This is a genomic window from Pseudomonas allii (assembly GCF_055380095.1).
Map to the genome: position 1 here is coordinate 70467 of NZ_AP039450.1, position 26549 is coordinate 97015.

Here is a 26549-nt window from a genome sequence, read left to right on the forward strand (position 1 = left end):
TGCTCAAACGAGCCGGGGAACGCTCTGGCCACCTTGAATAAGGAGTTATGACTGATGAGCACCAAAAAGCCAAAGAGCGAACTCGCAGGGACCGACACCCTGGATCGTAGTAACACCAACGCCAAGCTGCAGGCCCTGGAGGCGTTCCGCGCCGATGCAACCGGTCAGGCCCTGCGCACCAACCAAGGCGTCAAGATTTCCGACAACCAGAACACCCTGAAAGTGGGTTCCCGTGGCCCGTCGCTGCTCGAAGATTTCATCATGCGTGAAAAAATCACGCACTTTGACCATGAGCGTATCCCGGAGCGCATCGTGCATGCCCGTGGCACTGGCGCCCACGGCTATTTCCAGACTTACGAGAACCATTCGGCGCTGACCAAAGCCGGGTTCCTGCGTGACCCTGGGCATAAAACGCCGGTCTTCACGCGTTTTTCCACCGTGCAAGGCCCGCGTGGTTCGGGTGACACCGTACGTGACGTGCGCGGTTTTGCCGTGAAGTTCTTCACCGAAGAAGGCAACTTCGACCTGGTGGGCAACAACATGCCGGTGTTTTTCATTCAGGACGCGATCAAGTTTCCTGACTTCGTGCACGCGGTGAAGCCCGAGCCGCACAATGAAATTCCTACAGGTGGTTCGGCGCACGATACCTTCTGGGACTTCGTCTCGTTGCAGCCTGAATCGGCGCACATGGTGATATGGGCGATGTCTGACCGCGCCATTCCAAAAAGCCTGCGCAGCATGCAGGGGTTTGGCGTGCACACCTTCCGCTTAGTGAATGCCGAGGGTAAATCCAACTTCGTCAAATTCCACTGGCGTCCTACGGCGGGCACTTGCTCGCTGGTGTGGGATGAAGCCCAGAAGCTCGCCGGTAAAGATACCGACTACCATCGCCGCGACCTCTGGGAAGCCATTGAGATGGGCGACTACCCCGAGTGGGAGTTGGGCGTGCAGGTGATTCCCGAGGACAAGGAGCATGCGTTCGACTTCGACATCCTTGACCCGACCAAGCTGATCCCTGAGGAACTGGTGCCGATCACGCCGCTGGGCAAGATGGTGCTCAACCGCAACCCGGACAACTTCTTCGCTGAAGTCGAGCAGGTCGCGTTCTGCCCAGGCCATATCGTGCCGGGTATCGACTTCTCCAACGATCCATTGCTGCAAGGTCGGCTGTTTTCCTACACCGACACGCAGATCAGCCGACTCGGCGGGCCGAATTTTCACCAGTTGCCGATCAACCAGCCGGTGACGCCGCTGCATAACAACCAGCGCGATGCCATGCACCGCAGCACCATCGATAAAGGGCGCGCCGCTTATGAGCCGAACTCCATCGATGGCGGCTGGCCGAAAGAAACCCCACCGGCTGCGCAGGATGGTGGTTTTGAGTCCTACCCTGAGCGCATCGACGCCCACAAGATCCGTGAGCGCAGCGAGTCGTTCGGTGATCACTTCTCCCAGGCGCGTCTGTTCTTCCACAGCATGAGCAAGCACGAACAGGAGCACATCATTGCGGCCTACAGCTTTGAGCTGGGCAAGGTCGAGCGCGAGTTTATCCGCGCGCGTCAGGTCAACGAGATCCTGGCCAACATCGACCTGGAACTGGCCAAGCGCGTGGCGCAGAACCTGGGGCTGCCCGCACCGACCAAAGGCACGGTGCCGGTACGTAAAACCCAGCCGGAGCGTTCGCCTGCGCTGAGTCAGGCGAATTTGCTGCCGGGCGATATCAAGACCCGTAAGGTGGCGATCCTGGCGGCCAATGGTGTGGACGGAGCGGCGATTGCCGCTTTGAAGAAGGCGCTGCAAGCCGAAGGTGCGCATGCCAAGCTGCTGGGGCCGACCTCGGCGCCGGTGAAGACGGCTGATGGCAAGAGCCTGCCGGTAGATGCGTCGATGGAAGGCCTGCCGTCGGTTGCGTTCGATGCGGTGTTCATCCCCGGCGGCAAAGAGTCGGTGAAGGCGTTGAGTGGCGATGGGGTGGCGCTGCATTACGTGCTGGAGGCGTACAAGCATCTGAAGGCGATTGCCGTGGCCAGTGATGCCAAGCCCTTGCTGGATCTGCTGAAACTTGAAGTGGATGCGGGGTTGATCGTGGGCGCGGACGCCAAGGCGTTCAAGGCGTTCTTTGCCGCGATTGGGCAGCATCGGGTGTGGGATCGTGAGGCGAAGGCCAAGGCGATTCCGGCTTAAGTCTTTGGTTGTTTTTTAGATCGTCATCGGGGGCAAGCCCCCTCCCACACTTTTAATGTATTCACAGCTCAAAATGTGGGAGGGGGCTTGCCCCCGATGGTTTTATTCCGCCTTGCGCGGAATCAGCACAACTTGCGCCGGAATCTTCTTTAGAATCTGCCGGTGAATCTTCAGGTCATACCCCGAATCAATTCGCTTCACCCGTTTGGTCAGCAACGTGGCCAGCCATGGGTAATCCTCTGTGCGCGGCGCCTGGATGCTCACATCGCACTGATAATTCACCACGTCGGTGGCAATCGCATCCAACTGATGGCGCAGTTCTTCGATGTTGGTGAGGTTCAATGCCACGGTGGTGCTGGGTGCCGTCGGGTCGATGACCTTGGCGGCGGGCTTGGCTTCGGCGGCTTTCAGGTCGGCTTCGGCTTTATCCAGCTCGGCCTTGCGCGCATGGCTGATGGCGCTGTTGACGCCGCCGGTCAGCGCGGGGGCCTTGGGCATCAGGGCGCGGGCACGGCTGAGGGCGGTCGCGGCGGCGTTTACATCACCCTTTTGCAGCACGATCTGGCTGCGTTGCAAGTAGGCTTCGGCCAATTGCCGCTGGTAGGTTTCCAGCGCTGGGTCGTTGGGCGATTGGGCTTGCAGCGCCGCCAATTGGTCCTCGGCAGTGGCAAGCTCGCTGCTGGCCAGGTTTTGCTCCAGCTGTGCGATGGCCACAGCGCGTGCGTCCGGGGCCTCGGGGGCGGCGGGCGGTGTGCTTTGACAGGCGCCCAGCAGCAGGGAAAATGCGGCAAGGAGCAGATAACGGGAGGTGAACGGCTTCATTCCTGCGACTCTCTATTTGCGCAAAAAGCGAGCAAGTCTACACCCCTCGACGGGGCAGGACAAAACTCAGCAGAAACAGGGCGGCTGCCGTGACCACAATCGATGGCCCGGCCGGCGTGTCCTTGAACCAGGACAGTGCCAGGCCCCCGCACACGGCGAGCATCCCCAGCAGGCTGGCGCCGATTGCCATCTGCTCCGGTGAGCGGGCGTGGCGCTGGGCAGCGGCCGCGGGAATAATCAGCAGCGACGTGATCAACAATACGCCGACAATCTTCATCGCGACAGCAATCACCACGGCGATCAACAACATCAGGGCCATGCGCAGGGCCGGCACCGGCAAACCTTCCACCGTAGCCAGTTCTTCATGCACGGTGATCGCCAGCAGCGGGCGCCACAGGGCCACCAGCAGCACCAGCACGGCCGCGCTGCCGCCGAGGATCCAGGCAAGGTCGCCAGGGCTGATCGCCAGCAGGTCGCCGAACAGGTAGGCCATCAAGTCGATGCGCACTTCATGCATGAAGCTCAGCACCACCAGGCCCAGGGACAGGGTGCTGGGTGCCAGGATGCCCAATAGGGTGTCGGAGGCCAGGGGCTGGCGCTGTTGCAGGGTCACCAGCAGCACCGCCAACAACAGGCAGCCGACCGTCACGGCGATGGTCGGGCTGACATCCAACAGAAAGCCCAGGGCCACGCCGAGCAACGCGGCGTGCGACAAGGTGTCGCCAAAATAGGCCATGCGCCGCCAGACCACAAACGAGCCCAGCGGGCCCGCCACCAACGCCAAAGCCAAGCCTGCCAGCAGGGCGTAGAGCATAAAATCAGCCATGCTTGCAGCTATCTCCATGAACGTGGGTATGAGGGGCGGCGGGGTCATCGACGACGGCGCCATGCAGGTCGTGGGCGTGGTCGTGATGGTGGTGGTAGATCGCCAGGCTCTGGGCATTCTTGCCGAACAGCTCAACGAACGCCGGGTCGCCGCTGACCTGTTCCGGGTGGCCCGAGCAGCACACGTGGCGATTGAGGCACACCACCTGATCGGTGGTGCTCATCACCAGATGCAAATCGTGGGACACCATCAGCACGCCGCAGCCATGGCGGTCGCGCAGGCGGGTGATCAGGCTGTACAGCTCGGCCTGGCCAGCGACGTCGACGCCCTGCACGGGCTCATCCAGCACCAGCAGTTCCGGCTCGCGCAACAGGGCGCGGGCCAGCAGCACGCGCTGCATTTCGCCGCCGGAGATGCTTTGCACCGGGCTGTCGATCACCTGTTCGGCGCCGACTTCCCTGAGCGCAGCCTGGGCGCGGGCACGGTCCACGCCGGGCACCAGGCGCAGGAAACGCAGGACGGACAGTGGCAGGGTCGGATCCACATGCAGTTTCTGCGGCATGTAGCCGACGCGCAGCCTGGGCTTGCGCCACACGCTGCCGGTATCGGGCTTGAGCAGGCCCAGTACGGCGCGCACCAGGGTGGTCTTGCCGGCGCCGTTGGGGCCGATCAGGGTAACGATCTGCCCCGGCTCCACGCTCAGTGCGATGTTATCCAGCACGTTTTGACCGGCGAACGTGACCCCGACCTGTTCCAGGCGGATTAACGCGTTGCTCATCAAGCCCCCTGGCAGCCCGAACAAAGGCCGACCACTTCGACCGTTTGCCCTTCGACCCGAAAGCCGACCTCGGCAGAACTCTTGATGATGGCGTCGCTGATGCTTTTTTGTTCAAGCTCGATGGCGGCGTGGCACTCGCGGCAGATCAGGAACTGGCCCTGGTGCGCGTGTTCCGGGTGGCTGCAGCCGACGAAGGCGTTCAGCGAAGCGATGCGATGCACCAGGCCGTTTTCCAGCAGGAAATCCAGCGCGCGGTACACGGTGGGCGGCGCGGCGCGGCGGCCATCCTGCTCGCTGAGTACGCCGAGAATGTCGTAGGCGCCCAGCGGCTTGTGGCTCTGCCACACCAATTCCAGCACGCGGCGACGCAGTGCGGTCAGGCGCAGACCCTTCTGTGTGCACAGGGTGTCGGCCTCCGACAGCGCGGTATGCACGCAGTGAGAGTGGTCATGGGGACGGCTGGCAAGCGGTGTTTTAGGCATGAGCGGCGACAGATATTTGATAGAGACGTTATTATGTTACCCGTTCCTACGCCATTGAGTGGTCATCGTGTCCCGACTTTTTCCCGTTTTTGTCGTATTTGTCACCAGTTTGTTCATTACTGGCGCCGCTCAGGCCGAGGTCAAGGTGTTGACCAGCATCAAGCCGTTGCAGTTGATCGCAGCGGCTGTACAGGACGGTGTGGCGGTTCCGGAGGTGTTGTTGCCGCCGGGTGCGTCGCCGCATAACTATGCGTTACGACCATCCGACGTACGGCGCGTGCAGTCGGTGGACTTGCTGTACTGGATTGGCCCGGATATGGAGAGTTTCCTGCCGCGGGTGCTGAAAGGTCGTACGGCTGCAACTGTGGCAGTGCAGGATCTGCCGGGCATGAAGCTGCGCCGTTTTGCCGAAGATAGCCACTCACACGCCGACGATGCCGACGAGCATGACCATGATCACCGTCCAGGCAGCCTCGATGCGCACCTGTGGCTGTCGACCGTCAATGCGCGTGTGATTGCAGCACGTATGGCGACTGACCTGGCCGCCGCCGACCCCGCCAACGCCGCGCGTTACCAGAGCAACGTGAAAGCCTTCGACGAGCGTCTGGATGCCCTGGATGCTCGCCTGAAAACCCGCCTTGCTCCGATCGATGGCAAGCCTTACTTCGTGTTCCACGAAGCCTTCGATTACTTCGAAGACGCTTATGGGCTCAAGCATGCCGGTGTGTTCAGCGTGGCCGCCGAGGTCCAGCCGGGCGCCCAGCATGTGGCAGCGATGCGCACTCGTTTGCAGGAAGTGGGCAAGACGTGCGTGTTCAGTGAGCCGCCGTTGCGTCCGCGCCTGGCTGAAACGCTGGTTGCCGGGTTACCGGTGAAGTTGGCGGAGTTGGATGCGTTGGGTGGTTACACCCCGGCTACCGCTCAAGGCTACGAGCAGGTGCTGGATAAGTTGGGCAACGATCTGGCGGGTTGCCTGGAATCACTCTGATAGCCAACGAAGACTAAATGTGGGAGGGGGCTTGCCCCCGATGGCGGTGTGTCAGTCACTAATATGTCGACTGATTCACTGCAATCGGGGGCAAGCCCCCTCCCACATTTTTTGATCTCACGGGTCTTTAGAGGGCAAATGGCAGTTGCACGCTGACCTGCTGACGCTGCACCAGCCGATGCTCGAACTCCGCCGGGTCATGGATCAACACATCCTGCCCGGCAAACGACTCAGCCGCGATCAGGCGTGACAGCCAGAACCGCACACAGGCCACGCGCAACATCGTCGGCCACAGTTCTGCCTCTTTCGCGGTAAACGGCCGCAGCCCCGCATACGCCCCCAGCAATGCCCGGGCGCGTTGCCCATCAATCACGCCGTCGGCGTCCGAGCACCAGTCATTCAGGGCGATTGCCACGTCGTACAACATAGGGCCGGAGCAGGCGTTGTAGAAGTCGATCAGGCCGGTGAGGTGCGTGCCTTCGAACATCGCGTTGTCGCGGAACAGGTCGGCGTGCACGTTGGCGCGCGGCAGGGCGAGGATCTCGGCCTTGTGCGCTGCGATCTCGGTCAGGGCATCTTGCAGCAGGCGCTGCTGCGCGTCGTTCAGGTGCGAAATCAGTTGCGCACCTTCACTGAGCATCCAGTCCAGGCCGCGATCGGTCTTGCGTTCGAGGACTTTCTCGCCCTGCGTCGCCAGGTGCAGATGGCCCAGCAGGTCGCCGACCTGGGCGCAGTGCTGGGCGTTGGTGTCCTTGATGTGCTTGCCGGCCAGGCGCGGTTGCAGCAGCGCCGGTTTACCTTTCAGTTCGCGCAAGGCCACGCCATCGGTGGTGCGCAGGGCGTAAGGCACCGGCAGGTCGGCGTCGTGGAGCACGTCGAGCAGTTCGATGAAAAACGGCATTTCGGCAACCGGGCCACGCTCGACCAGGGTCAGGACGAACTCACCCTGCTCCAGTCTGACAAAAAAATTAGTGTTTTCGCTACCGGCGGCAATCCCCTGGAAGTCGATCAGGCGGCCGAGGCCGTAAGGGGCAAGAAAGGTTTCCAGCTCAGGCCGAGCCAGGGGGGTGAACACAGACATGGTTAAAACTGCCAGTACGGGCGCCGCGGTGCGCGGCGCCAATTGAAGTTAAGAAATCATTTCCATTCGAAGATCTTCCATGACGGGATCAGCATATCCGGCTGGTCAGAACGGATGAAGTTCGCATCGGTTCCGTCCGCGCGCACCAGGAAATACGGCGGCGCGCCTTTTACAGTTACCTTGATCGCGTACAGGAAACCGTTTTGGCGATATTCCTGGATAGTTCTGTCGCCTTCCGTGCGAATGGTCACTTCCGGATCACCCGAAGGCGCGCTGTCCGCCGCCATCGCAGCCATCGGAGTGAGTGCAATCAAGCCAGTCAACAGCAGGCGATTGAATGTACGCATGATAACCTTGTCCCTTTGTCGTCATTGGTCCGGCTATTCTAGCGCCTGACCCGCCGAAAAGGTTGATTCTGCTCATGAGCCAAGCACCCCTCGTCCTGGTGGACGGTTCTTCCTATCTGTACCGCGCCTTCCACGCGTTGCCACCGCTGACCACCTCCAAAGGCCTGCCTACCGGCGCGGTCAAGGGCGTGTTGAACATGCTCAAGAGCCTGCGCAAGCAGTACCCGGGTAGCCCCTTCGCGGTGGTGTTCGACGCCAAGGGTGGGACCTTTCGCGATGACATGTACGCCGAATACAAGGCCAACCGCCCGAGCATGCCCGATGATATGCGCGTGCAAATCGAGCCGTTGCACCAGAGCGTGATCGCGCTGGGCTTCCCGTTGCTGTGCGTCGAAGGCGTCGAGGCCGATGACGTGATCGGCACCCTGGCGCGCAGCAGTGCGGCGGCTGACCGCCCGGTGGTGATCTCCACCGGTGACAAGGACATGGCGCAACTGGTCGACGGGCACATTACCTTGGTCAACACCATGACCGGTAGCGCGATGGACATCGAGGGCGTGAAGGAGAAATTCGGTGTCGCTCCCGAGCAGATCATCGACTATCTGGCGCTGATGGGCGATTCGTCCGACAACATTCCGGGGGTTCCAGGTATTGGTCCGAAGACTGCGTCCGGCTTGCTGGTCGGCGTTAACGGCGGCATTAAAGAGCTTTATGAGCAGCTGGATATTGTGCCGACCCTGCCTATCCGTGGCGCCAAGACGTTGCCGGCCAAGCTGGAAGAGCATCGGGAGAGCGCTTTTCTTTCCTACCAATTGGCGACGATCAAGTGTGATGTACCATTGGATGTTGGCCTGGATGACCTGCACCTGACCGAGCCGGATCGCGAGAAGCTGCTGGAGTTGTACACGTTGCTGGAGTTCAAGAGCTGGATTGATGAGATCCAGCGCGACGCCAAGCGTGTGGAGCTCAAGGCTGCGCCGGTTGCCGAAGAAGCTGTTGAGGCGGCAGCGCCGGCAGAGAGCCTCTACACTACCATCCTCGACCAGGCGACGTTCGACACCTGGTTGAAGAAGCTCAACGACGCGAAGTTGTTCGCCTTCGACACCGAAACCACCGGTATCGATGCACAGCAGGCGCAGTTGGTCGGCGTCTCCTTCGCTGTGCAGCCCCATGAAGCGGCCTACATCCCGCTGACCCATTCCTACATCGGCGCGCCGGAGCAGTTGGACCGCGACACCGTGCTGCTGGCCCTGAAACCGCTGCTGGAAGACCCGACCAAGCTCAAAGTCGGCCAGCACGCCAAGTTCGATATGAACATCCTGGCCAATTGCGCTATCGGCGGCGACCCGGCGCAGGGCATTGCCGTGCGTGGCATTGCGTTCGACACCATGCTTGAGTCCTATGTGCTGAACTCCACGGCAACCCGTCACGACATGGACAGCCTGGCCAAGAAGTACCTGGACTACGACACCGTCGCCTTCCAGGACATCGCCGGCAAGGGCGCCAAGCAGTTGACCTTCGACCAGATCGCCCTGGAGCAGGCCGGCCCTTATGCGGCGGAAGATGCTGATGTGACTTTGCGTTTGCATCAGGCGCTGTTTGCCCAATTGAGCGCAATTCCGAGCCTGGCGAGTGTACTCACGGATATCGAGATTCCATTGGTACCGGTGCTGGCGCGTATCGAGCGCCAGGGTGCACTGGTTGACAAGGACCTGCTGGGTATCCAGAGCATCGAGCTGGGCAACAAGATGGTTGAGCTGGAGCGCCAGGCGTTCGAGATCGCCGGCGAGGAGTTCAACCTGGGCTCGCCCAAGCAGCTCGGCGCGATTCTTTACGAAAAGCTCGGCCTGCCGGTGCTGAAGAAAACCGGCAAGGGCCAGGCGTCGACGGCCGAAGAAGTGCTGGCCAAGCTGGCTGAAGATGACTACCCGCTGCCCAAGGTGCTGATGCAGTACCGCAGCATGAGCAAGCTGAAAAGCACCTACACTGATCGCCTGCCGGAACAGATCAACCCGCGTACCGGGCGTATCCACACCTCCTATCACCAGGCGGTGGCCGCGACCGGTCGCTTGTCTTCCAGTGATCCGAACCTGCAGAACATCCCGGTGCGCACCGCCGAAGGGCGGCGGATTCGCCAGGCATTTGTCGCGCCCAAGGGCTATAAGCTGCTTGCGGCGGACTATTCGCAGATCGAGCTGCGGATCATGGCGCACCTGTCCAAGGACGAAGGCTTGATGAACGCCTTCCGTCACAACCTGGACGTACACACCGCCACGGCAGCCGAGGTGTTCAAGGTTGAGCTGGGCGAGGTCACCTCCGACCAGCGCCGCAGTGCCAAGGCGATCAACTTCGGTCTGATTTACGGCATGGGCGCGCAGAAGCTGGGCAAGGACATCGGCGTCGATACCAAGACGGCCAAGGCTTACATCGATGTGTATTTCGCCCGTTATCCCGGGGTTCGCGAGTACATGGAGCGCACCCGCGCCCAGGCGGCAGACCAAGGCTACGTGGAAACCTTCTTCGGCCGTCGCCTGTACTTGCCCGACATCAACTCCAACAAGCCCCAGGAGCGCGCGGCCGCTGAACGCACCGCGATCAACGCGCCGATGCAGGGCACGGCGGCAGACATCATCAAGAAAGCCATGGTGCTGGTGGACAAATGGCTGACCGATTCGGGCCTTGATGCCAAGGTGATCCTGCAGGTGCACGATGAATTGGTACTGGAAGTGCGTGAGGATCTGGTTGCACAGGTCAGCGAGAAGATTCGCGAGCACATGAGTGCAGCTGCGAAGCTGGACGTACCGCTGCTGGTGGAAGTGGGCGTTGGAAATAACTGGGATGAAGCGCACTGATTTGCGGGCTCTGCCATCGCGTTGAGTGGTGGCAGAGTGCTTTAGTGCGGAAATCACTGTCGGTTATTTCAAATAGTTTTTCTGGCCTGCCGGAACTTAACCCGTGAACTGCTACTCAGAGTTACTGAATGGGTGGTGAAGCCCTTCAATGCTCCTATGTTGTGTTAAGTGTTGGCAGATATCTGGACCCCGCCCTAGCGGTCCGGAACTTGAACCCCGAACTTCCCCTCCCCATACGAAGTCCGGGGTTTTTTTTGCCTGCAGAAAAGTTATTCCGCGAGTTCCGCGCCCTTGTCCGCCAATTCCATCCATCCAGCCAGCACGGTGTAAGCCTCTTCCAAGCCCATGCGCTTTGGCGCCGAGAACAGCTGGATAGTAATGGCGTCGCCCCAGCCTTTACGGATTTCAGACTGCACTTTGAGCAAGGTGTTCTTGGCCGCGCCGTAGGTGAGCTTGTCTGCCTTGGTCAGCAGGATATGCATCGGCATGCCGCTGGCGACCGCCCAATCGAGCATCAACAGGTCAAAATCGGTCATCGGATGGCGGATGTCCATCATCAGAATCAAACCTTTCAAACTCTCCCGGCCCCCCAGGTAAGCCTCTAGGTGACGCTGCCAGTGCAGCTTCAACGGGATAGGTACTTTTGCGTAACCGTAGCCCGGCAGGTCGACCAGACGCCGATCATCGTCTAGCTTGAAGAAATTGAGGAGTTGCGTGCGGCCCGGGGTTTTCGAGGTGCGTGCCAGGCTGGCGTGAGTCAAGGTGTTCAGCGCGCTGGACTTGCCGGCATTGGAGCGACCGGCAAAGGCGACTTCAAAGCCTTCGTCATCGGGGCATTGGTCAACTTTGGCGGCGCTGAGCATGAACGTGGACTGTTGGCACAGGCCGAGGATGGGATTCTTGAGTTGCATGAGATTTCCGATGTGGGCGGTGCCGAGAAAGGGTGCGGCAAGCGGTGTCGTTTCCGTTTCAGTAGCGCCAGTATATAATGCCGCAGATTTTGTGTGTGCTTTGTCCCAGCGAAGGATGAAGTTCACGGGAGCGATAGACCTTTATTGCGCATTAGAACGCAAAACGCTCTCAAACCCTGAAATGGTCGACGTATGACCAAGTGGTTGCTCGCTATCGGTGTCCTGGTCCCGCTTTACGGCGCTCAGGCTACACAGGATCCGGAAGCGGTGTACAACCGAGTTTGCGTGGCTTGCCATGCCGGCCAGTTGCCCAACGCCCCCAGACGGGGTGACCAGGCAGCCTGGGCGCCAAGACTGGCGCAGGGCATGGACACGCTGGTGCAACACGTGACCCAGGGTTTCAAGGCAATGCCGCCGCGTGGTTTGTGCATGGACTGCAGTACTGAGGATTACCAGGCCATCATTGAATTGATGGTGAGTAAACCCGGTAGATAACTCTTAAACCCCTTAGCCGTAGTTGGATTAGCTGATGAACAAACTGATCGTGAGTCTGCTGTTGACCTTGGGCATCACCGGTGTTGCCCATGCTGCAGGCGACGCTACAGCGGGCCAGGCGAAAGCCGCCGTATGTGGTGCTTGCCATGGACCGGATGGTAACAGCCCGGCGCCGAACTTCCCCAAACTGGCCGGCCAGGGCGAGCGTTACCTGACCAAGCAGATGCAGGATATCAAGTCCGGCAAGCGCACGGTCCTGGAAATGACCGGCTTGTTGACCAACCTCAGCGATCAGGACCTGGCAGACATCGCGGCGTATTTTGCCAGCCAGAAAGGCAGTGTGGGAGCTGCTGATCCGAAACTGGTGGCCCGCGGCGAGAAACTGTTCCGCGGCGGCGACCTGGATAAAGGCCTGCCTGCCTGCACCGGCTGCCATTCGCCCAATGGCGCGGGCATCGCCGCCGCCGGCTTCCCGCACTTGAGCGGCCAGCACGCCACCTACATCGCCAAGCAGCTGACCGATTTCCGTAAGGAAGAGGCAGGGCGCACCAACGATGGCGACGCGGCGATCATGCGCACCATCGCCCGCAAGCTGAGTGACGAGGACATTGCGGCGGTCTCCAGCTACATCCAGGGCCTGCACTGAGGTGCACGCAACGTTAACACTCGATTAATCCCGTGATGCAAGCATAAAAAGGGTGGCCCAGGCCGCCCTTTTTTGTGGCCGGTGCCGTTACACTAACGAACTCATGCCCGCGTAGACCTGTCACAACAAAGGTCGCGTGAGGCGACTTTATTTGTCCAGGAGTAAAGCATGCGTAATCTGATCCTCAGCGCCGCTCTCGTCACTGCCAGCCTCTTCGGCATGACCGCACAAGCTGCCGACGTGCCGCTTGAAGCCGGTAAGACCTACGTTGAATTGGCCAACCCGGTTCCGGTTTCCGAACCCGGCAAGATCGAAGTGGTGGAGCTGTTCTGGTACGGCTGCCCGCATTGCTACGCTTTTGAACCGACCATCAACCCATGGGTTGAAAAACTGCCAAAGGATGTGAACTTCAAGCGCATCCCGGCCATGTTCGGCGGTCCATGGGATGCTCATGGCCAACTGTTCCTGACCCTGGAAGCCATGGGTGTCGAGCACAAAGTCCACAACGCGGTATTCGATGCGATCCAGAAGCAAGGCAAGCGCCTGACCAAGCCAGACGAAATGGCTGATTTCGTGGCCACCCAGGGTGTCGACAAGGACAAGTTCCTGGCCACCTTCAACTCCTTCGCCATCCAAGGCCAGATCAAGCAGGCCAAGGAGCTGGCGCAAAAGTACGGCGTGCAAGGCGTTCCAACCATGATCGTCAACGGCAAATACCGTTTCGACCTGGGCACTTCCGGTGGTCCTGAGCAGACCCTCAATGTTGCCGACCAACTGATCGCCAAAGAGCGCGCAGCCAAGTAAGGGGCCCGTCATGCGCCGTTGGGGTACCGAACGTGTGGTTGGCCTGCATGATCCGCAGGTCAACGAACATCACCTGGAGTCAACGGGCCTGCCGGCAGACAGTCGTCTGCGCCTGCTCAGCTTCAATATCCAGGTGGGCATCAGTACCGAGAAGTATCGGCATTACCTCACCCGTGGATGGCAGCACCTGCTGCCCCACAACGGGCGTGCCGGCAACTTGCAAAAAATCGGCAACCTGCTGAACGACTTCGACCTGGTCGCCCTGCAGGAAGCTGATGGTGGCAGCATGCGCTCCGGCTATATCAACCAGGTGGAACACCTGGCCCAGCTGGGTGCCTTCCCTTATTGGTATCAGCAGCTCAACCGTAACCTCGGGCGTCTGGCGCAGCACAGCAATGGTGTGCTCAGTCGCTTGAAGCCCTCAGTCATCGAAGATCACCCGTTACCCGGACCCAAGGGGCGGGGTGCGATCCTCGTGCGCTTTGGCGAAGGCCCGGAGGCGCTGGTGGTCGTGATGATGCACCTGGCACTGGGTGCCCGCACTCGCACGATGCAACTGGCCTACATCCGAGAGCTGATTGGCAATTACAAGCACCAGGTGCTGATGGGGGACATGAATACCCACGCCAGTGACCTGTTACAGAATTCTCCGTTGCGCGACCTCGGGCTACTGGCGCCGCAAGCCGAAGCCACGTTCCCCAGCTGGCGCCCGCAACGCTGCCTTGACCATATCCTGCTCAGTCCTACCCTCACACTCGAGAGTGTGCAGGTGCTGGCGCAGCCCATCTCCGATCACCTGCCGGTCGCGGTAGAGATTCGTCTGCCGGGTTCGCTCACGGCTGATGCATTACCCGCGTTGAGCCCAGGCCCCCGCGGACCCCTTGCATGAGCGACGACGCCCAGCGCTGGAAAGAGAAATACCTCAAGAGCATCGAGCAACAAGACAAACTCGAACGCCGCTGGGCTGCCCGTCTCGACCTGCTGCGCCGTGGACTGGTGCGCAGCACGCTGGCGGCTGAGGGCACTGATCGCGCAGTCGACCAATGCATGAAGGAAATGCGCGACGTTGTCCGTACCGATGACATGGACGCCGCCCTCGCCGCCTTGCTGCCGCGCCTGGAAAAAGCTGTGCTGGACTCCGAGCAGCGCCGCGAAACTCGGGTCGATCAGATCAGCACCGCGCTGACGTCCCTGGTCACGCAACTACAGAAACTTCCGTTGCCCCGTGAGGTGGCCCGGCCGCTGAAGACGTTCGCCAAGCAGTTGGACGGCCGCGTCGGCCAGGCGCGAGAGATCCCGCTGTTGCTCAGCGAGTTGAGCGGCCTGCAAGGCCAGGCACTGAACAACCTGGAGCCGGACGGCGAAACTGCGCGACCAGGGCCTGGGCTTTTGCAGCGCCTGTTCGGCGCCAAGGAAGTTGCGAACGAGGCGGTGCCAGACGAATCGACGCCCCGACCGGCCCCGCAGCCTGAGGCAGCCAAGCCAGTTGCTGTCGAGTCACAGCCGTCCGAGCAATCCGAGGAACTGACGCAAGCGTTGCGTGCCTTTGCGCCGCAGCCTCAAGAAACGGTCGCTCCTGTCATCCAGCCCGTGGCCCCCGCCCAGGTGGCCGAGCCCTCCAGCGAAACCTTCGTCTATGAAGCCCCGCCTCAAGCCGCAGCTATTGAGACGCCCGTAGCGCGTGTCGAGCCTAAGCCTCAAGTCGAAGAACCTGCAGCGGAAAGCGCCCTCGCCGCCTTCATCGAAACGCCTGAAGTTCAGGTCGAGACCCTGGATGAGACCACCATTGGCAGCTTGTCGCTCCCTCCAGTGCTGGAGGAGCCTGATCCTGACGAGCTGCAAGTGGATGGAGCCTATGCCCTGCCCGACTCACCGGAGCCGTCCTACAGCTCCGTGGCCAAGCATATCGAAGACACCCTGCTCGGCCTGCTCGAAGAACTCTCGTTACCCGAGCGTCACCGCCCCCAGGCCGAAGCCATGCGCGAGCGCCTGGCCCACGGCTTGAATTGGTACGAGCTGTTGCCGATCCTCGACGACCTGGCAGTCTTGATGCTGGCGATCACTGACAGCGGCCAGCATGAGTTCGAGGCTTACCTCAAACAGCTCAACGAGCGCCTCGAGGCGTTCCAGGGCCACTTGCAAGTCGCCAGCGAGGGGCATGCCGACAGCCGCTCCGCCGCTCGAGAGCTGGACACGCAGATCCGCGAACAGGTCGATGGCCTGCAAAGCAGCGTGCAGGAAGCCGCCGACCTGGACAGCCTCAAGCACGTGTTGGAAAGCCATCTTGAGGGGCTGCTCGGCACCATGGATGAGCACCAGCAGCAGCGCGACCTACGTGAGCAGGAGACGGCGGCCCGCCTCAAAGGCTTGGCTGAGCGGGTTGCCAACATGGAGCAGGAAGCCCAGGGCTATCGCGAGCACCTGGAGGTGCAGCGCCAGAAGGCGTTGATCGATCCGCTCACGGGCCTGCCCAACCGCGCAGCCTGGAGCGAACGCCTTGATTATGAGGTGAACACCTGGCACCAGCGCGGCAATAACCTGTCGTTGGCGATGCTGGACTTGGATCACTTCAAGCGTATCAACGATGGCTACGGCCACCTCGCCGGCGACAAGGTGCTGAAGATCATCGCCAACGTGCTGCGCAAGCGCCTGCGCCCGACCGACTTTATCGCGCGCTTTGGTGGTGAAGAGTTTGTGTTGCTGATGCCCGACTCGTCCCTGGCGGATGCCCTGGCCGTGGGCGAGGTGTTGCGTGCGGCGATTGAAGCGTGCCCGTTTCACTTCAAGGGCGAGCCGGTGACGATCACCGTGTCCATGGGCGTGGCGCAGTTCCAGACGGGAGAGCGCAGTGACCTGGCGCTCAAGCGTGCCGACGAAGCGTTGTATCGGGCCAAGGCCGCGGGGCGCAACCAGGTACAGGCCGCCTGAAAGATGTTCCATTTTGTGATTTGACCGCTGGTTGGCGAGCGGTACGTTACACTGTTGCATTATCGTCTTCTGCGTAACGTCTACCGCCATGAAATCCTTGTACTTCGCTTTTGTGTTCCTTCTGCTCGCAGGCTGTGCCAGCGGCCCTCGCCTGAACACCAGCCACCCTTCGGTGAATCACGACAACCGCGTGCAGTTCGTGGTCGTGCATTACACCTCCACCAACCTTGAACGCTCCCTGGCATTGCTCACCCATGGCCAGGTCAGCAGCCATTACCTGATCGGTGACGACGCCTCGGCCACCATCTACAAGCTGGTGGACGAGAACCAGCGCGCCTGGCATGCCGGGGAGAGCGAGTGGATGGGGCGCACTTGGCTCAACTCCAGCTCCATTGGCATCGAGATCGTGAACCCAGGCTACCAGGACACACCTACGGGCCGCTTGTGGTACCCGTACTCAGAGGCGCAGGTGAAGTCCCTGGTGGTGTTGCTCAAGGACATCAGCAAACGCAACGGCATCGACCCCAAGAACATAATTGGCCACAGTGATATTGCGCCGTTGCGCAAGCTTGATCCGGGCCCGTTGTTCCCCTGGAAGCGGCTGGCCGCCGAAGGGTTGGGTGTTTGGCCGGACGCCACTGCCGTTGCACGTTTCCAGGTGCAATACGCCGCTGAACTGCCGAGCATTACCTGGTTCCAGGAGGAGCTGGCCCGCCTGGGCTACCAGACGCCGCAGACCGGCGAGCTGGATGTCGCCACGCGCCATGTGATCGCGGCGTTCCAGATGCATTTCCGGCCGTCGCTGTTTGATGGCACGCCGGATGCGGAAAGTGCCGCGATCCTGCGCGCGTTGAACCGAAGCTAGAGCGGCAACGCCATATAGAACTGAGTGCCCTGCCCCGGTCGCGAGTACACGCCCATGCGGCCGCCGTGCAATTGCACGATTTCCTTGCACAGCGCCAGCCCCAGGCCGGCGCCGCCTTTCTTGCGGCCCACCTGGACAAAGGGCTCGAAGATCCGCCCCTGCTGTCCATAGGCGATGCCTTCGCCGTTATCCTCTACGCTGACGATCACTCGCTCGCCATGGCGGCGTGCTTGCAGGCGTATCTGCCCGCCCGCGGTGGTGTGGCGCAGAGCATTGCCCAGCAGGTTGTCGAGCACCCGTTCCAGTTGGGCCTGGTCTGCATATAGCCGAGGCAGGTCCGATTGGGTTTCCACCAGTAGCTCAATGTTTTGTGCATTGGCGGGCTCGGCGAAGCGTGCGCGAGCGTGTTCGAGCAGATCGGTGACGTCGCACGGCCCCAGCGTGAGTTTCTGCAGGCCATTCTGATAGCGCGAAAAGTTGAGCAGGTCGTTGATCAACTGCATCAAGCGCTGCATCTCTTCATTGACGGTATCCAGCAAGTCCGCTTCGCGGGACTCCGCCGGGAATTTCGCACGCTCGCGGAACAGGCCGAAGGCCATATGCATGCCGGTCACCGGCGTACGCAGTTCATGGGAGGCACGCAATACGAACTCACTGCGCACCCGCTCGAAGGCGCGTTGTTCTGTTACGTCATGCAGCACCATCACTGCGCCGAGGATATGCCCCTGGGTATGGCTCACCGGGGTCAGGCTGTAGGTCAGCAGGCGCAGTTCGCCCTCGACCTCCACTTCCAGGTCGTCCGGCGCGCGCTCCAGGTTGCCGCCGCGCAGCACCAGTTGCAGCTGCTCATCCAGCTCCGGGCGCGACAAGGCTTCGCCCAGGCCTTGGCCGAGGCGCTCCTCGTCCCAGCCCAGTTGGCGTTGGGCCACAGGGTTGAGGTGCTCCAGGCGGCCTTGGCGGTCAATCATCAGCAGGCCATCGTCGATGCTGTCGAGTACGGCCTGCAGGCGCTGCTGGCCGGCCAGCAGTTCATCGACATTGGTTGCCTGATGCTGGCGCAGCGCCTCGGCCATGATGCCGAAGCGGCGGGTCAGCTGGTTCATCTCTGCTGCCGACGAGATCGGCAGTGTTACCTCGAAATCCCCTTGTCCGATCTTGTCTGCCGCTTTGGCCAGCGCTTCGATCGGTCCACCAAAACGCCGGGCGATGCCATGGGCCGTCACAAATCCGATGATCAGCACGGCAAGCCCCACCAACCCCAGCAGTCCGGCAATCAACAACGCGCGCTCGCGGGACTTGTGCTCGCTGTTGCTGATGTTTTCCAGGGCTTGCTTGTGTTCGGCGATCAGGCCATTGCGCAGCGCGTTGAAGGTGTTGGTGAGCTTGTCCTTGGCGCCGGGCGGGGGCGACGGTTGCTGGGATTCGTCAAAGGCCTCAAGCAGCGCCTGATACTGGCCTCGAGCCTGGCTGAAGCCCGTCCCGCGACCGTCGCGTTGTTCATGGGCAATACCCTGATCCAGCAGATCGAAATAGCGTTGCTTGGAGGTTTGCAGCGCCGCGGGGTCCGGGCGCTCCTCCAGCATCATGATCAATTGATCGCCCAGGCTCTGGCGTAGCTTGAGGCCCAGGTCCAGGGTGACGAAATTGCTGCGAATCAGGGACTCTTGGGTCTTGGCCATTTGCATGACGCTCACCAGGCCCAGGATCAAACCCAGCAGGGCGACGGTAATCAGCGCTGAGATGCTCAGGAATAACCGAGTGCGCAACTTCATCGCTAACTTCATAGGGTGCAGCTCACAGGTTGTACTGTTTGCGTTTGCGATACAGGGTCGACGCGTCGATGCCCAGGGTGCGGGCCGCCTGGTCCAGAGTGTCGCTGGTAGCGAGTACCGCGCCGATATGGGCTTTCTCCAACTGGTCCAGGCTGAGTGCCGCGCCGATGCGTGGGGCATTGTTGCTAGGTTGTTCGGCCATGCCCAGGTGGCTGATTTCCACCTTCTCCTGCGGGCAAATGATGCTGGCGCGCTCCACTACGTTGCGCAGTTCGCGGATGTTGCCTGGCCAGCGGTAATTGAGCAGCGCTTCGCGCGCTTCATCGCTGAAACCGCGTGCTGGTCGGGCATATTCCTTGACGAAGCGCGCCAGGAACCGGTCGGCCAGAGTCAGGATGTCTTCACTGCGCTCGCGCAATGGCGGTAGATGCAAGGTGATTACATTGAGGCGGTACAGCAAGTCTTCACGGAAGCGGCCGTCGCGGACCATGTCTTCCAGGTTCAGGTTAGTGGCGGCGAGGATGCGCACATCGGCACGGCGGGTGACGGGGTCACCCACACGCTCGTACTCCTTGTCCTGGATAAATCGCAGCAACTTGGGTTGCAATGTGAGAGGAAAGTCGCCGATCTCGTCGAGAAAAAGCGTGCCGCCGTCCGCTTGGTTGACGCGGCCTAACGTGCTTTCACTGGCGCCGGTAAACGCCCCTCGGCTATGGCCGAACAGCTCGCTTTCCATCAGTTCTGCCGTCAGCGACGGGCAGTTAATGGTCACGCAGGATTTTTTCGAGCGCTTGCTCCAACCGTGAATAGCGCGGGCCAGTTCACCTTTACCGGTGCCGGACTCGCCAAGGATCAGGATGTTCGCATCTGTACCAGCCACTTGGCGCGCCGTTTCCAGCACCACCATCATCGACGGACTGTGAGAGTCGAGGCCGTCTTTAGGCTGGCGCACTTCGCCCTCAAGGGCTTCGAGCCGCGCAGACAGTTGGCGCACTTCCAACTGTTTGGCGGTGGCCAGGCGCAGTTGATCCGGGCTGCAGGGCTTTACCAGGTAGTCGGCGGCGCCGGCCTGGATCGCATCGACCGCAGTATCGACGGCCGAATGCGCGGTGACGATCACCACGCGCATCCATGGCGCCTGAATTCGCATCTGAGCCAGCACATCCAGGCCATTGTCTTCACCCAGGCGCAAGTCCAGAAAGCACAGGTCGAACACCTGGCGCTGCATCAAGGCATCGGCCTGGGCCGCGCTGTTCGCAGTGGCGACGGTGTAGCCTTCATCTTCCAGGCAATAACGGAAGGTGCGGAGGATCGCGGACTCGTCGTCCACTAAAAGAATGCGGCCTTGAAGTTCCTTGGCTGATTCCATCTGTCCCGCGCTCCTTAAACTATGAATGATGGTGTTTAGTCCCGGAATAATCGGGCAAGTTGCATGGTTTATTCTGATCGATAAATAGCTGTGTCGTGCAGGTATCTGCATGACTTCCTACAAAGCCCCGAGTTGATGGCGTTTTCATGCCGTCTTGCCACTTCGGCAACACCCCTTGTGTTTTCGATCCCTTGATCCGACCGCTGGCCATCGTGCATTTCGCACGGCGCCCGAGGGGGCATCGTGCAGGATGCTGGGGGGGAGATTAAGTTGTAATTCATAACTATATGATTTTATTGAGATTTATTTTGTAAAAAAGCTGGCACGCGCTCTGCAATAGCTCTCCCAACGAATAATCAGAATGCGGGAGAACAACAGCATGACTCGCCAAAGCCTCAGCCAATTGCGTGTATCGCCCCTGCATTTGCAACAAGGCTTATTTGCGAGCCTGGCGCTCATGGTCACGTTGATTGGCGGCCAGCAGCTCAGCCATTGGCAGCAGAGTCAGCAGCAGATTCCCCAATTCGAACGTCCGGCCATGACCCAGACCCATTTCCGTTCCGTTGGCAGTGTTGCTGCCGATGCAACAGCCCCGCAACTGCGGATGGTTGACCAGGAGTCTTCCCTGAGTGAGCTGCCATCCCAGGAGCGTTGGGTGTTCTAGGCACCAAAAGGCCACTTGTGTGGCCGCAAAGCACTACCGCTGTTACCTCTTAAAGAAGCATAAGGAGAATCACCATGTTGAGTTGGGCAATCACATTTCTGATCATCGCCATTGTGGCTGCAGTCCTGGGCTTCGGTGGTATCGCGGGCACCGCCACGGGTATCGCAAAAATTCTGTTTGTGGTTTTCCTGGTGATGTTCATCGCTTCCTTCTTCTTTGGTCGTCGCGGCCGAGGCTGAACATGACCACTTTGTCCTTCAAAGCCATTACTGCCGCCCTGCTACTGGGCGGCAGCGGCTTGGCGTTGGCTGCCAACGACGGCCAGTCCCGAGCCAACGAATTGCTCAGCGCGGACCCGCAATACCGTGAGACCTGGCAAGGTGTGGTGAAGAAAGAAGAGCGCTTGCCGGAATGGGTGATGAACCTGTCCGGCACGGCCGAGCAGATGAATGCCGTGGAAGAAGATGGCGACAAGTATTTGGTCGGGCCCCTCTGCGAAACTGCGGACACCTGCCTGAACAAACGCCTGATCGTTGCCTTCAGCCTCGATAAGGAAGATGCCTACGCCATGTTGGTGCAAGTCCCGGCCGGTCTGCCGGCGGACAAGTCGCCGACGCGGCACGCCGATTACCGCTTTATCGGTAAGCCGGATGAAGGCATGCAAAAGCTGCTGATGGAGCAGTTGAAGAAAGATCCGAATTGGTACTAGGTTCCGTCTGACACGCTTGTTGTCTGCGGGGCCGGCGTCCATAGAAAGAAGCCCTCGCTTCTTTCTGTTTGCACCGCTCGCCAAGGGCGGTGCATGACCAAGGGGCTGGGTTGCTCTGATCACCTGCGATCGGCGTGACCTACGGGTACAGGGAGTGCCTGCGCAAGGGCCGGGTCAGGCGAAAAGCTGCGACGCAGGTTCACAAGCCATCGGCTTGCTGAACTTGCGGCGGGCTTTAACGCTCTTTCTTCTATTCTCATGCAGCCCTTAGTCGAAAATTTCCTTTCTGCTCATTCCCAACCATTACTTGGTGTGTCGGGTAGACCATCTATCGATAAATTTTGGTGGGTGCCATAGGACATTTCCGACACTAAACGGTGGAACTCTCAGGCATTTCCGCCAAGTCTGCGGAGACGTCCTGAATCTCTGAGCGAGCCGGGTTTGGCCGGTTCACGGCATTTTTGTCGGACAAAATGTCACATTTGAACTGACCGTTCGGACAGTTATTATTAAAAAATCTCATGCCGATTCGGCATAGGGTAGGCGTTTACGGCATTAGACGTCGCCCCCTTGCATGGGAATAGTTGCGCCTTTTTTCGCCTGCCAGTAAGCCATTTCGGCCACGCTGCGGTGACCTTCCATGGAGGCAGATGCACACACTTTTTCGCTCTCGAGCGTTGCGGCTGGCGCATTTGCCTTAAGTTCACTTGAAGTAAGGGTAATGACATGAAGAAGGCAAAGCTAAGCCTCGCCTGGCAGATCCTCATCGGTTTGGTGCTGGGGATCGCAATCGGTGCAGTGCTTAACCATTTCAGTGCTGAAAAGGCCTGGTGGATCAGCAATGTGTTGCAGCCAGCGGGCGATATCTTTATCCGCCTGATCAAGATGATCGTGATCCCGATTGTGATTTCCTCGCTGATTGTCGGCATCGCCGGTGTCGGTGACGCGAAGAAGCTCGGGCGCATCGGCGTCAAGACCATCCTTTACTTCGAGATCGTCACCACCATCGCCATCGTGGTCGGCCTGCTGCTGGCCAACCTGTTCCACCCGGGCGCGGGTATCGACATGAGTACCCTGGGTACCGTCGACATCTCCAAATACACCGCTACCGCCGCCGAAGTGCAGCATGAGCATGCGTTCATCCAGACCATCCTCAACCTGATCCCGTCGAACATCTTTGCCGCCGTTGCCCGTGGCGAGATGCTGCCGATCATCTTCTTCTCGGTGCTGTTCGGCCTTGGCTTGTCGAGCCTCAAGCCTGAGCTGCGCGAGCCTCTGGTAACCATGTTCCAGGGTGTGTCCGAGAGCATGTTCAAAGTCACCCACATGATCATGAAGTACGCCCCCATCGGCGTGTTCGCACTGATCGCGGTGACCGTCGCCAACTTCGGCTTCGCCTCGCTGCTGCCACTGGCCAAGCTGGTGATCCTGGTTTACGTCGCCATCCTGTTCTTCGCTTTCGTGATCCTCGGCCTGATTGCCCGTCTGTTCGGCTTCTCGGTGATCAAGCTGATGCGCATCTTCAAGGATGAGCTGGTACTGGCCTACTCCACCGCCAGTTCCGAAACCGTGTTGCCGCGTGTGATCGAGAAGATGGAAGCCTACGGCGCGCCGAAAGCCATCTGCAGTTTCGTGGTGCCGACCGGTTACTCGTTCAACCTCGACGGCTCGACCCTGTACCAGAGCATCGCGGCGATCTTCATTGCCCAGCTGTATGGCATCGACCTGTCGATCGGTCAGCAACTGATGCTGGTGCTGACCCTGATGGTCACCTCCAAAGGCATCGCCGGCGTACCGGGCGTATCCTTTGTGGTGCTGCTGGCCACCCTGGGCAGCGTGGGCATTCCGCTGGAAGGCCTGGCGTTCATCGCTGGTGTGGACCGCATCATGGACATGGCGCGTACCGCACTGAACGTGATCGGCAACGCCCTGGCTGTGCTGGTGATCTCCCGTTGGGAAGGCATGTACGACGATGCCAAGGGCGAGCGCTACTGGAACTCGCTGCCGCACTGGCGGACCAGGACCGCTGCACCGGTCGCCCAGGCCACCCGTAGCTGATAGCGTGACGGCTTAAAGACAAACCCCGGAAAATTCCGGGGTTTGTCGTTTCTGCCAGCCCCGCTATCATTCGCCCCATTCTTCGGGGGATTCAACTGATGCTCAATGGCCTGTGGCTTGGCTTCTTTGTCGTGGCAATGGTGTCGGCACTGGCGCAATGGCTGGTCGGCGGTAACGCCGGGATTTTTGCGGCGATGGTCGAAAGCATTTTCGCCATGGCCAAATTGTCGGTGGAAGTCATGGTGCTGCTGTTTGGCACCCTGACATTGTGGCTGGGCTTTCTGCGCATCGCCGAAAAAGCCGGGATCGTCGATTGGCTGGCCAAGGCCCTCGGCCCGCTGTTCCGCCGTTTGATGCCGGAAGTGCCTGCCGGGCATCCGGCCATCGGCCTGATCACCCTCAACTTCGCCGCCAACGGCCTGGGCCTGGACAACGCCGCCACCCCCATCGGCCTCAAGGCCATGAAGGCGTTGCAGGAACTAAACCCCATCCCCAACACCGCCAGTAACGCGCAGATCCTGTTCCTGGTGCTCAACGCGTCGTCGTTGACGCTGTTGCCGGTGACCATCTTCATGTACCGCGCCCAGCAAGGTGCGGCGGACCCGACGCTGGTGTTCCTGCCGATTCTGCTGGCGACCAGTGCATCCACGCTGGTGGGGCTGCTCTCGGTGGCGATCATGCAGCGCCTGCGGCTATGGGACCCGGTGGTGCTGGCGTATCTGATTCCTGGTGCGTTGGTATTGGGCGGCTTTATGGCGCTGCTGGCGACCCTCTCCGCCACGGCGCTGGCCGGGTTGTCCTCGATCCTCGGCAACCTCACATTGTTTGGCCTGATCATGCTGTTCCTGGTGATCGGTGCGCTGCGCAAGGTCAAGGTCTACGAGGCGTTTGTCGAAGGCGCCAAGGAAGGCTTTGACGTAGCCAAGAACCTGCTGCCGTACCTGGTGGCGATGCTCTGCGCCGTCGGAGTGTTGCGAGCCTCGGGCGCGTTGGACTTCGGCCTCGAAGGCATTCGTCATGTGGTCGCCTGGACCGGCATGGACACGCGCTTTGTCGATGCGTTGCCGACCGCGATGGTCAAGCCGTTCTCCGGCAGCGCCGCGCGGGCGATGTTGATCGAGACCATGCAGACCCAGGGTGTGGACAGCTTCCCGGCGTTGGTGGCGGCGACGATTCAGGGCAGTACCGAGACCACCTTCTATGTGTTGGCGGTGTACTTTGGTTCGGTGGGTATTCAGCGGGCCAGGCATGCCGTGGGCTGTGCGTTGTTGGCGGAGTTTGCCGGTGTGGTGGCAGCGATTGCGGTGTGTTACTGGTTCTTCGGTTAAGGCTCGGATTGCTATCGGGGGCAAGCCCCCTCCCACATTTGAATGTGTTCACAGATCAACCTGTGGGAGGGGGCTTGCCCCCGATGAGGCCTTCAGTGTTTAGCTGCACTATTGCCTTGCTGAACCACCCAATCCACCACCTGCTTATTCAACTGATCCCCCGCCTGCCCAAACCCGGCGACCACCGCCGGCACCTTGGTGTCGCTGACCGGTTGCCTCACCTCAAACCGTCGGCTGGCAATAATCCGCTGATCACGCCCGCGCACCAGGCGCGCGTCCAGGCGAATCACCACCTCAACCGCACTGCCGTGATATTCACTCTGGAACGCCTGCAATTGCCCGCCCAGTTCATAGTCGGACTGCAGGTTGGTGTCGTCGGTACTCAGCAGCGTCACCCTGCCATCGCGCTGGAAGCCGTCCATGAAGCGGTTGCGCAGCAGCACCGGCGTCGGGTCGCTCCAGCGCGAGTTGGCATAGCTGCTGATCAGGTCGCCATTGGGCACCACGGCGATGCGTGGGCTGTCGAGAAACTCGCTGGTCTGCGGCTTGTTCACGCGCAGCGACCAACTGACCGGCGCGCCCTGGCTGGTGGTCTGCGCCGACGCGAGGCGATACACGTCCGACGGGTCGGCCTTGGGCAGAATCGAACATGCGCTCATGAGCGCCAGTGCTAGAGGGGCAACTAGTTGGTAAGCACGCTTCATGGCGTGAACTCCTTGTTCTTGTCGCTGCCCAGCAGGTAACCGCTGGGGTTGGCTTCCAGGCGGCGGGAGATGGCGCGCAACGAACCGAGGGTTTCGCGCAGCTCGCGCACGGCCGGCGCCAGTTCGTTGAGACCTTGCATACCGCTGTTCACCGAGTCCTTGTTGTTGGTCAGCAAGGTGTTGATGGTCGCGGTGCTTTGTTCAAGGGATTTCATGGCCTGTTCGGCGCTGCCGAAGGCCTGCTTGCCTTGTTCGTTGAGCAAGCCATTGGCGTTGCGCATGAGCACGGTGGTCTGTTCCAGGGCGGCAGTCGCCTGTTTGCTCACCTGCATCAGTTGCTGCATCACCACCTTGATATCGCCACGCTGGTCAGTAATGGCGCCGGTAGTTTGCTGCAGATTCTCCAGGGTGTTGCTCAGGCGTTCGACGTTCTCGCGGGAGAACATGTGGTTGGCGTTGTGCAACAGCAGATTGACGCTGGTCATCAGGTCGTTGCTGTTGTTGAGCAAGCGCGCGATGGGCGATGGCGAGGCGATGATCTGCGGCAGGTTGCCGTCCTTGCCCTTGAGCTCGGGGCTCTGTGGGGTGCCGCCACTGAGCTGGATGATCGAGGTGCCGGTGATGCCGGTCAGGGCGAGCTTGGCCTGGGTGTCCTCCTTGACCGGCGTCTGCCCGGCCAGGCGGATGCGCGCCAGCACGCGGCGCGGGTCCTTGGGGTCCAGGCTCAGGCTGATCACATCGCCCACCTTGATCCCGCTGTACTGCACCGAACTGCCTTGGGACAGCCCGCTGACCGCCTCGTTGAAGATCACTTCGTAGTCCTGGAAGGCGCTGTCGACGCTGGACTTGGCCAGCCACAGGCCGAACAGCATCGCGCCGACCACCACGATCACGCTGAACAGACCGATCATCACATGATGGGCTCGGGTTTCCATT

The 26549-nt window shown here is 60.6% G+C and carries 25 protein-coding genes; 14 read left to right on the forward strand and 11 right to left on the reverse strand.

The features are described from left to right. The first annotated feature begins 54 nt into the window (after positions 1-54). Positions 55-2184: a catalase HPII gene (gene katE, locus ACZ445_RS00355; protein ID WP_179040607.1), complete on the forward strand. Its 2130-nt coding sequence runs from the start codon at positions 55-57 to the stop codon at positions 2182-2184. A 102-nt stretch (positions 2185-2286) separates the two neighbouring features. On the opposite strand, the gene ACZ445_RS00360 is transcribed toward katE, so the two are convergent. Genes ACZ445_RS00360 through ACZ445_RS00375 form a run of 4 tightly spaced genes read right to left on the reverse strand, consistent with a single transcriptional unit; the run spans position 2287 to position 5092 of the window. Next, entirely contained in the window at positions 2287-3006 is a 720-nt protein-coding gene (locus ACZ445_RS00360) for a PA5502 family lipoprotein (RefSeq protein ID WP_058424425.1), read from the reverse strand. 37 nt (positions 3007-3043) lie between these two features. Beyond that, positions 3044-3832: a zinc ABC transporter permease subunit ZnuB gene (gene znuB / locus ACZ445_RS00365; RefSeq protein WP_058424426.1), complete on the reverse strand. Its 789-nt coding sequence runs from the start codon at positions 3830-3832 to the stop codon at positions 3044-3046. Then, positions 3825-4610: a zinc ABC transporter ATP-binding protein ZnuC gene (znuC, locus tag ACZ445_RS00370; RefSeq protein WP_179029449.1), complete on the reverse strand. Its 786-nt coding sequence runs from the start codon at positions 4608-4610 to the stop codon at positions 3825-3827. The genes znuB and znuC overlap by 8 nt, the downstream gene beginning before the upstream one ends. Further along, positions 4610-5092, reverse strand: coding sequence for a Fur family transcriptional regulator (locus tag ACZ445_RS00375; protein ID WP_025854323.1), 483 nt, complete (start codon positions 5090-5092; stop codon positions 4610-4612). Before ACZ445_RS00375 ends, znuC begins: the two co-directional genes overlap by 1 nt. A gap of 58 nt (positions 5093-5150) precedes the next feature. Here ACZ445_RS00375 and ACZ445_RS00380 point away from each other — a divergent pair, with 58 nt between their 5' ends. Further along, positions 5151-6080 (forward strand): zinc ABC transporter substrate-binding protein ZnuA, encoded by a 930-nt coding sequence (locus ACZ445_RS00380; RefSeq protein WP_058424428.1) that lies wholly within the window; start codon positions 5151-5153, stop codon positions 6078-6080. Between the two features lie 127 nt (positions 6081-6207). Here the strand turns inward: ACZ445_RS00380 and ACZ445_RS00385 are convergent, their stop codons facing one another. Together ACZ445_RS00385 and ACZ445_RS00390 are read right to left on the reverse strand one after the other, a co-directional pair. After that, positions 6208-7161, reverse strand: a complete 954-nt coding sequence (locus ACZ445_RS00385) for a homoserine kinase (protein ID WP_464707887.1) — start codon at positions 7159-7161, stop codon at positions 6208-6210. Between the two features lie 56 nt (positions 7162-7217). Beyond that, positions 7218-7508, reverse strand: a complete 291-nt coding sequence (locus ACZ445_RS00390; RefSeq protein ID WP_058424430.1) for a DUF2782 domain-containing protein — start codon at positions 7506-7508, stop codon at positions 7218-7220. Positions 7509-7582: 74 nt separating this feature from the next. Here ACZ445_RS00390 and polA point away from each other — a divergent pair, with 74 nt between their 5' ends. After that, positions 7583-10360, forward strand: a complete 2778-nt coding sequence (polA, locus tag ACZ445_RS00395; RefSeq protein WP_464707888.1) for a DNA polymerase I — start codon at positions 7583-7585, stop codon at positions 10358-10360. 269 nt (positions 10361-10629) lie between these two features. Here polA and yihA read toward each other — a convergent pair whose 3' ends face one another. Continuing rightward, on the reverse strand, positions 10630-11271 hold the full coding sequence (gene yihA / locus ACZ445_RS00400) for a ribosome biogenesis GTP-binding protein YihA/YsxC (RefSeq protein ID WP_010207832.1): 642 nt from the start codon (positions 11269-11271) through the stop codon (positions 10630-10632). 192 nt (positions 11272-11463) lie between these two features. Between yihA and ACZ445_RS00405 the strand changes: the two genes are divergently transcribed. The 6 genes from ACZ445_RS00405 (at position 11464) to ACZ445_RS00430 (ending at position 17009) form a co-directional block, all read left to right on the forward strand. Continuing rightward, complete coding sequence (locus ACZ445_RS00405; RefSeq protein ID WP_058424432.1) at positions 11464-11766, forward strand: c-type cytochrome; 303 nt, start codon at positions 11464-11466, stop codon at positions 11764-11766. A 34-nt stretch (positions 11767-11800) separates the two neighbouring features. After that, positions 11801-12412, forward strand: coding sequence for a c-type cytochrome (locus ACZ445_RS00410; RefSeq protein ID WP_058424433.1), 612 nt, complete (start codon positions 11801-11803; stop codon positions 12410-12412). Between the two features lie 168 nt (positions 12413-12580). Then, positions 12581-13216 (forward strand): thiol:disulfide interchange protein DsbA, encoded by a 636-nt coding sequence (gene dsbA / locus ACZ445_RS00415; RefSeq protein ID WP_033899253.1) that lies wholly within the window; start codon positions 12581-12583, stop codon positions 13214-13216. 10 nt (positions 13217-13226) lie between these two features. Continuing rightward, a complete protein-coding gene (locus ACZ445_RS00420) occupies positions 13227-14105 on the forward strand; it encodes an endonuclease/exonuclease/phosphatase family protein (RefSeq protein ID WP_058424434.1) in 879 nt (292 codons plus the stop codon). Next, a complete protein-coding gene (locus ACZ445_RS00425) occupies positions 14102-16144 on the forward strand; it encodes a GGDEF domain-containing protein (protein ID WP_464707889.1) in 2043 nt (680 codons plus the stop codon). The genes ACZ445_RS00420 and ACZ445_RS00425 overlap by 4 nt, the downstream gene beginning before the upstream one ends. Positions 16145-16232: 88 nt before the next feature. Continuing rightward, a complete protein-coding gene (locus ACZ445_RS00430) occupies positions 16233-17009 on the forward strand; it encodes an N-acetylmuramoyl-L-alanine amidase (RefSeq protein WP_058424436.1) in 777 nt (258 codons plus the stop codon). Here ACZ445_RS00430 and ACZ445_RS00435 read toward each other — a convergent pair. Both ACZ445_RS00435 and algB read right to left on the reverse strand, forming a co-directional pair. Beyond that, on the reverse strand, positions 17006-18793 hold the full coding sequence (locus tag ACZ445_RS00435) for a KinB sensor domain-containing domain (RefSeq protein WP_058424437.1): 1788 nt from the start codon (positions 18791-18793) through the stop codon (positions 17006-17008). The two genes, ACZ445_RS00430 and ACZ445_RS00435, sit on opposite strands and share 4 nt — an antisense overlap. Before the next feature lie 10 nt (positions 18794-18803). Further along, positions 18804-20150: a sigma-54-dependent response regulator transcription factor AlgB gene (gene algB / locus ACZ445_RS00440; RefSeq protein ID WP_058424438.1), complete on the reverse strand. Its 1347-nt coding sequence runs from the start codon at positions 20148-20150 to the stop codon at positions 18804-18806. A gap of 379 nt (positions 20151-20529) precedes the next feature. Between algB and ACZ445_RS00445 the strand changes: the two genes are divergently transcribed. The 5 genes from ACZ445_RS00445 to ACZ445_RS00465 all read left to right on the forward strand — a co-directional run bounded on the left by ACZ445_RS00445 (position 20530) and on the right by ACZ445_RS00465 (position 24909). Beyond that, positions 20530-20814, forward strand: a complete 285-nt coding sequence (locus ACZ445_RS00445) for a hypothetical protein (RefSeq protein ID WP_058424470.1) — start codon at positions 20530-20532, stop codon at positions 20812-20814. 74 nt (positions 20815-20888) lie between these two features. Further along, positions 20889-21053 carry a DUF1328 domain-containing protein gene (locus tag ACZ445_RS00450; protein ID WP_003170804.1) on the forward strand — a complete coding sequence of 55 codons (165 nt, stop codon included), beginning with the start codon at positions 20889-20891 and terminating at the stop codon, positions 21051-21053. 2 nt (positions 21054-21055) lie between these two features. Further along, entirely contained in the window at positions 21056-21523 is a 468-nt protein-coding gene (locus ACZ445_RS00455; RefSeq protein ID WP_058424439.1) for an inhibitor of vertebrate lysozyme family protein, read from the forward strand. Positions 21524-22249: 726 nt separating this feature from the next. Then, positions 22250-23581: a glutamate/aspartate:proton symporter GltP gene (gene gltP, locus ACZ445_RS00460; RefSeq protein WP_464707891.1), complete on the forward strand. Its 1332-nt coding sequence runs from the start codon at positions 22250-22252 to the stop codon at positions 23579-23581. A gap of 98 nt (positions 23582-23679) precedes the next feature. Beyond that, positions 23680-24909 carry a nucleoside recognition domain-containing protein gene (locus tag ACZ445_RS00465; RefSeq protein WP_010207849.1) on the forward strand — a complete coding sequence of 410 codons (1230 nt, stop codon included), beginning with the start codon at positions 23680-23682 and terminating at the stop codon, positions 24907-24909. 92 nt (positions 24910-25001) lie between these two features. Here the strand turns inward: ACZ445_RS00465 and ACZ445_RS00470 are convergent, their stop codons facing one another. Further along, on the reverse strand, positions 25002-25613 hold the full coding sequence (locus ACZ445_RS00470; RefSeq protein ID WP_179029878.1) for an ABC-type transport auxiliary lipoprotein family protein: 612 nt from the start codon (positions 25611-25613) through the stop codon (positions 25002-25004). Next, the gene (locus tag ACZ445_RS00475) at positions 25610-26548 is read right to left on the reverse strand and encodes an MlaD family protein (protein WP_310862926.1); all 939 of its coding nucleotides are present in this window, start codon (positions 26546-26548) and stop codon (positions 25610-25612) included. Before ACZ445_RS00475 ends, ACZ445_RS00470 begins: the two co-directional genes overlap by 4 nt. Position 26549 lies beyond the last annotated feature (1 nt).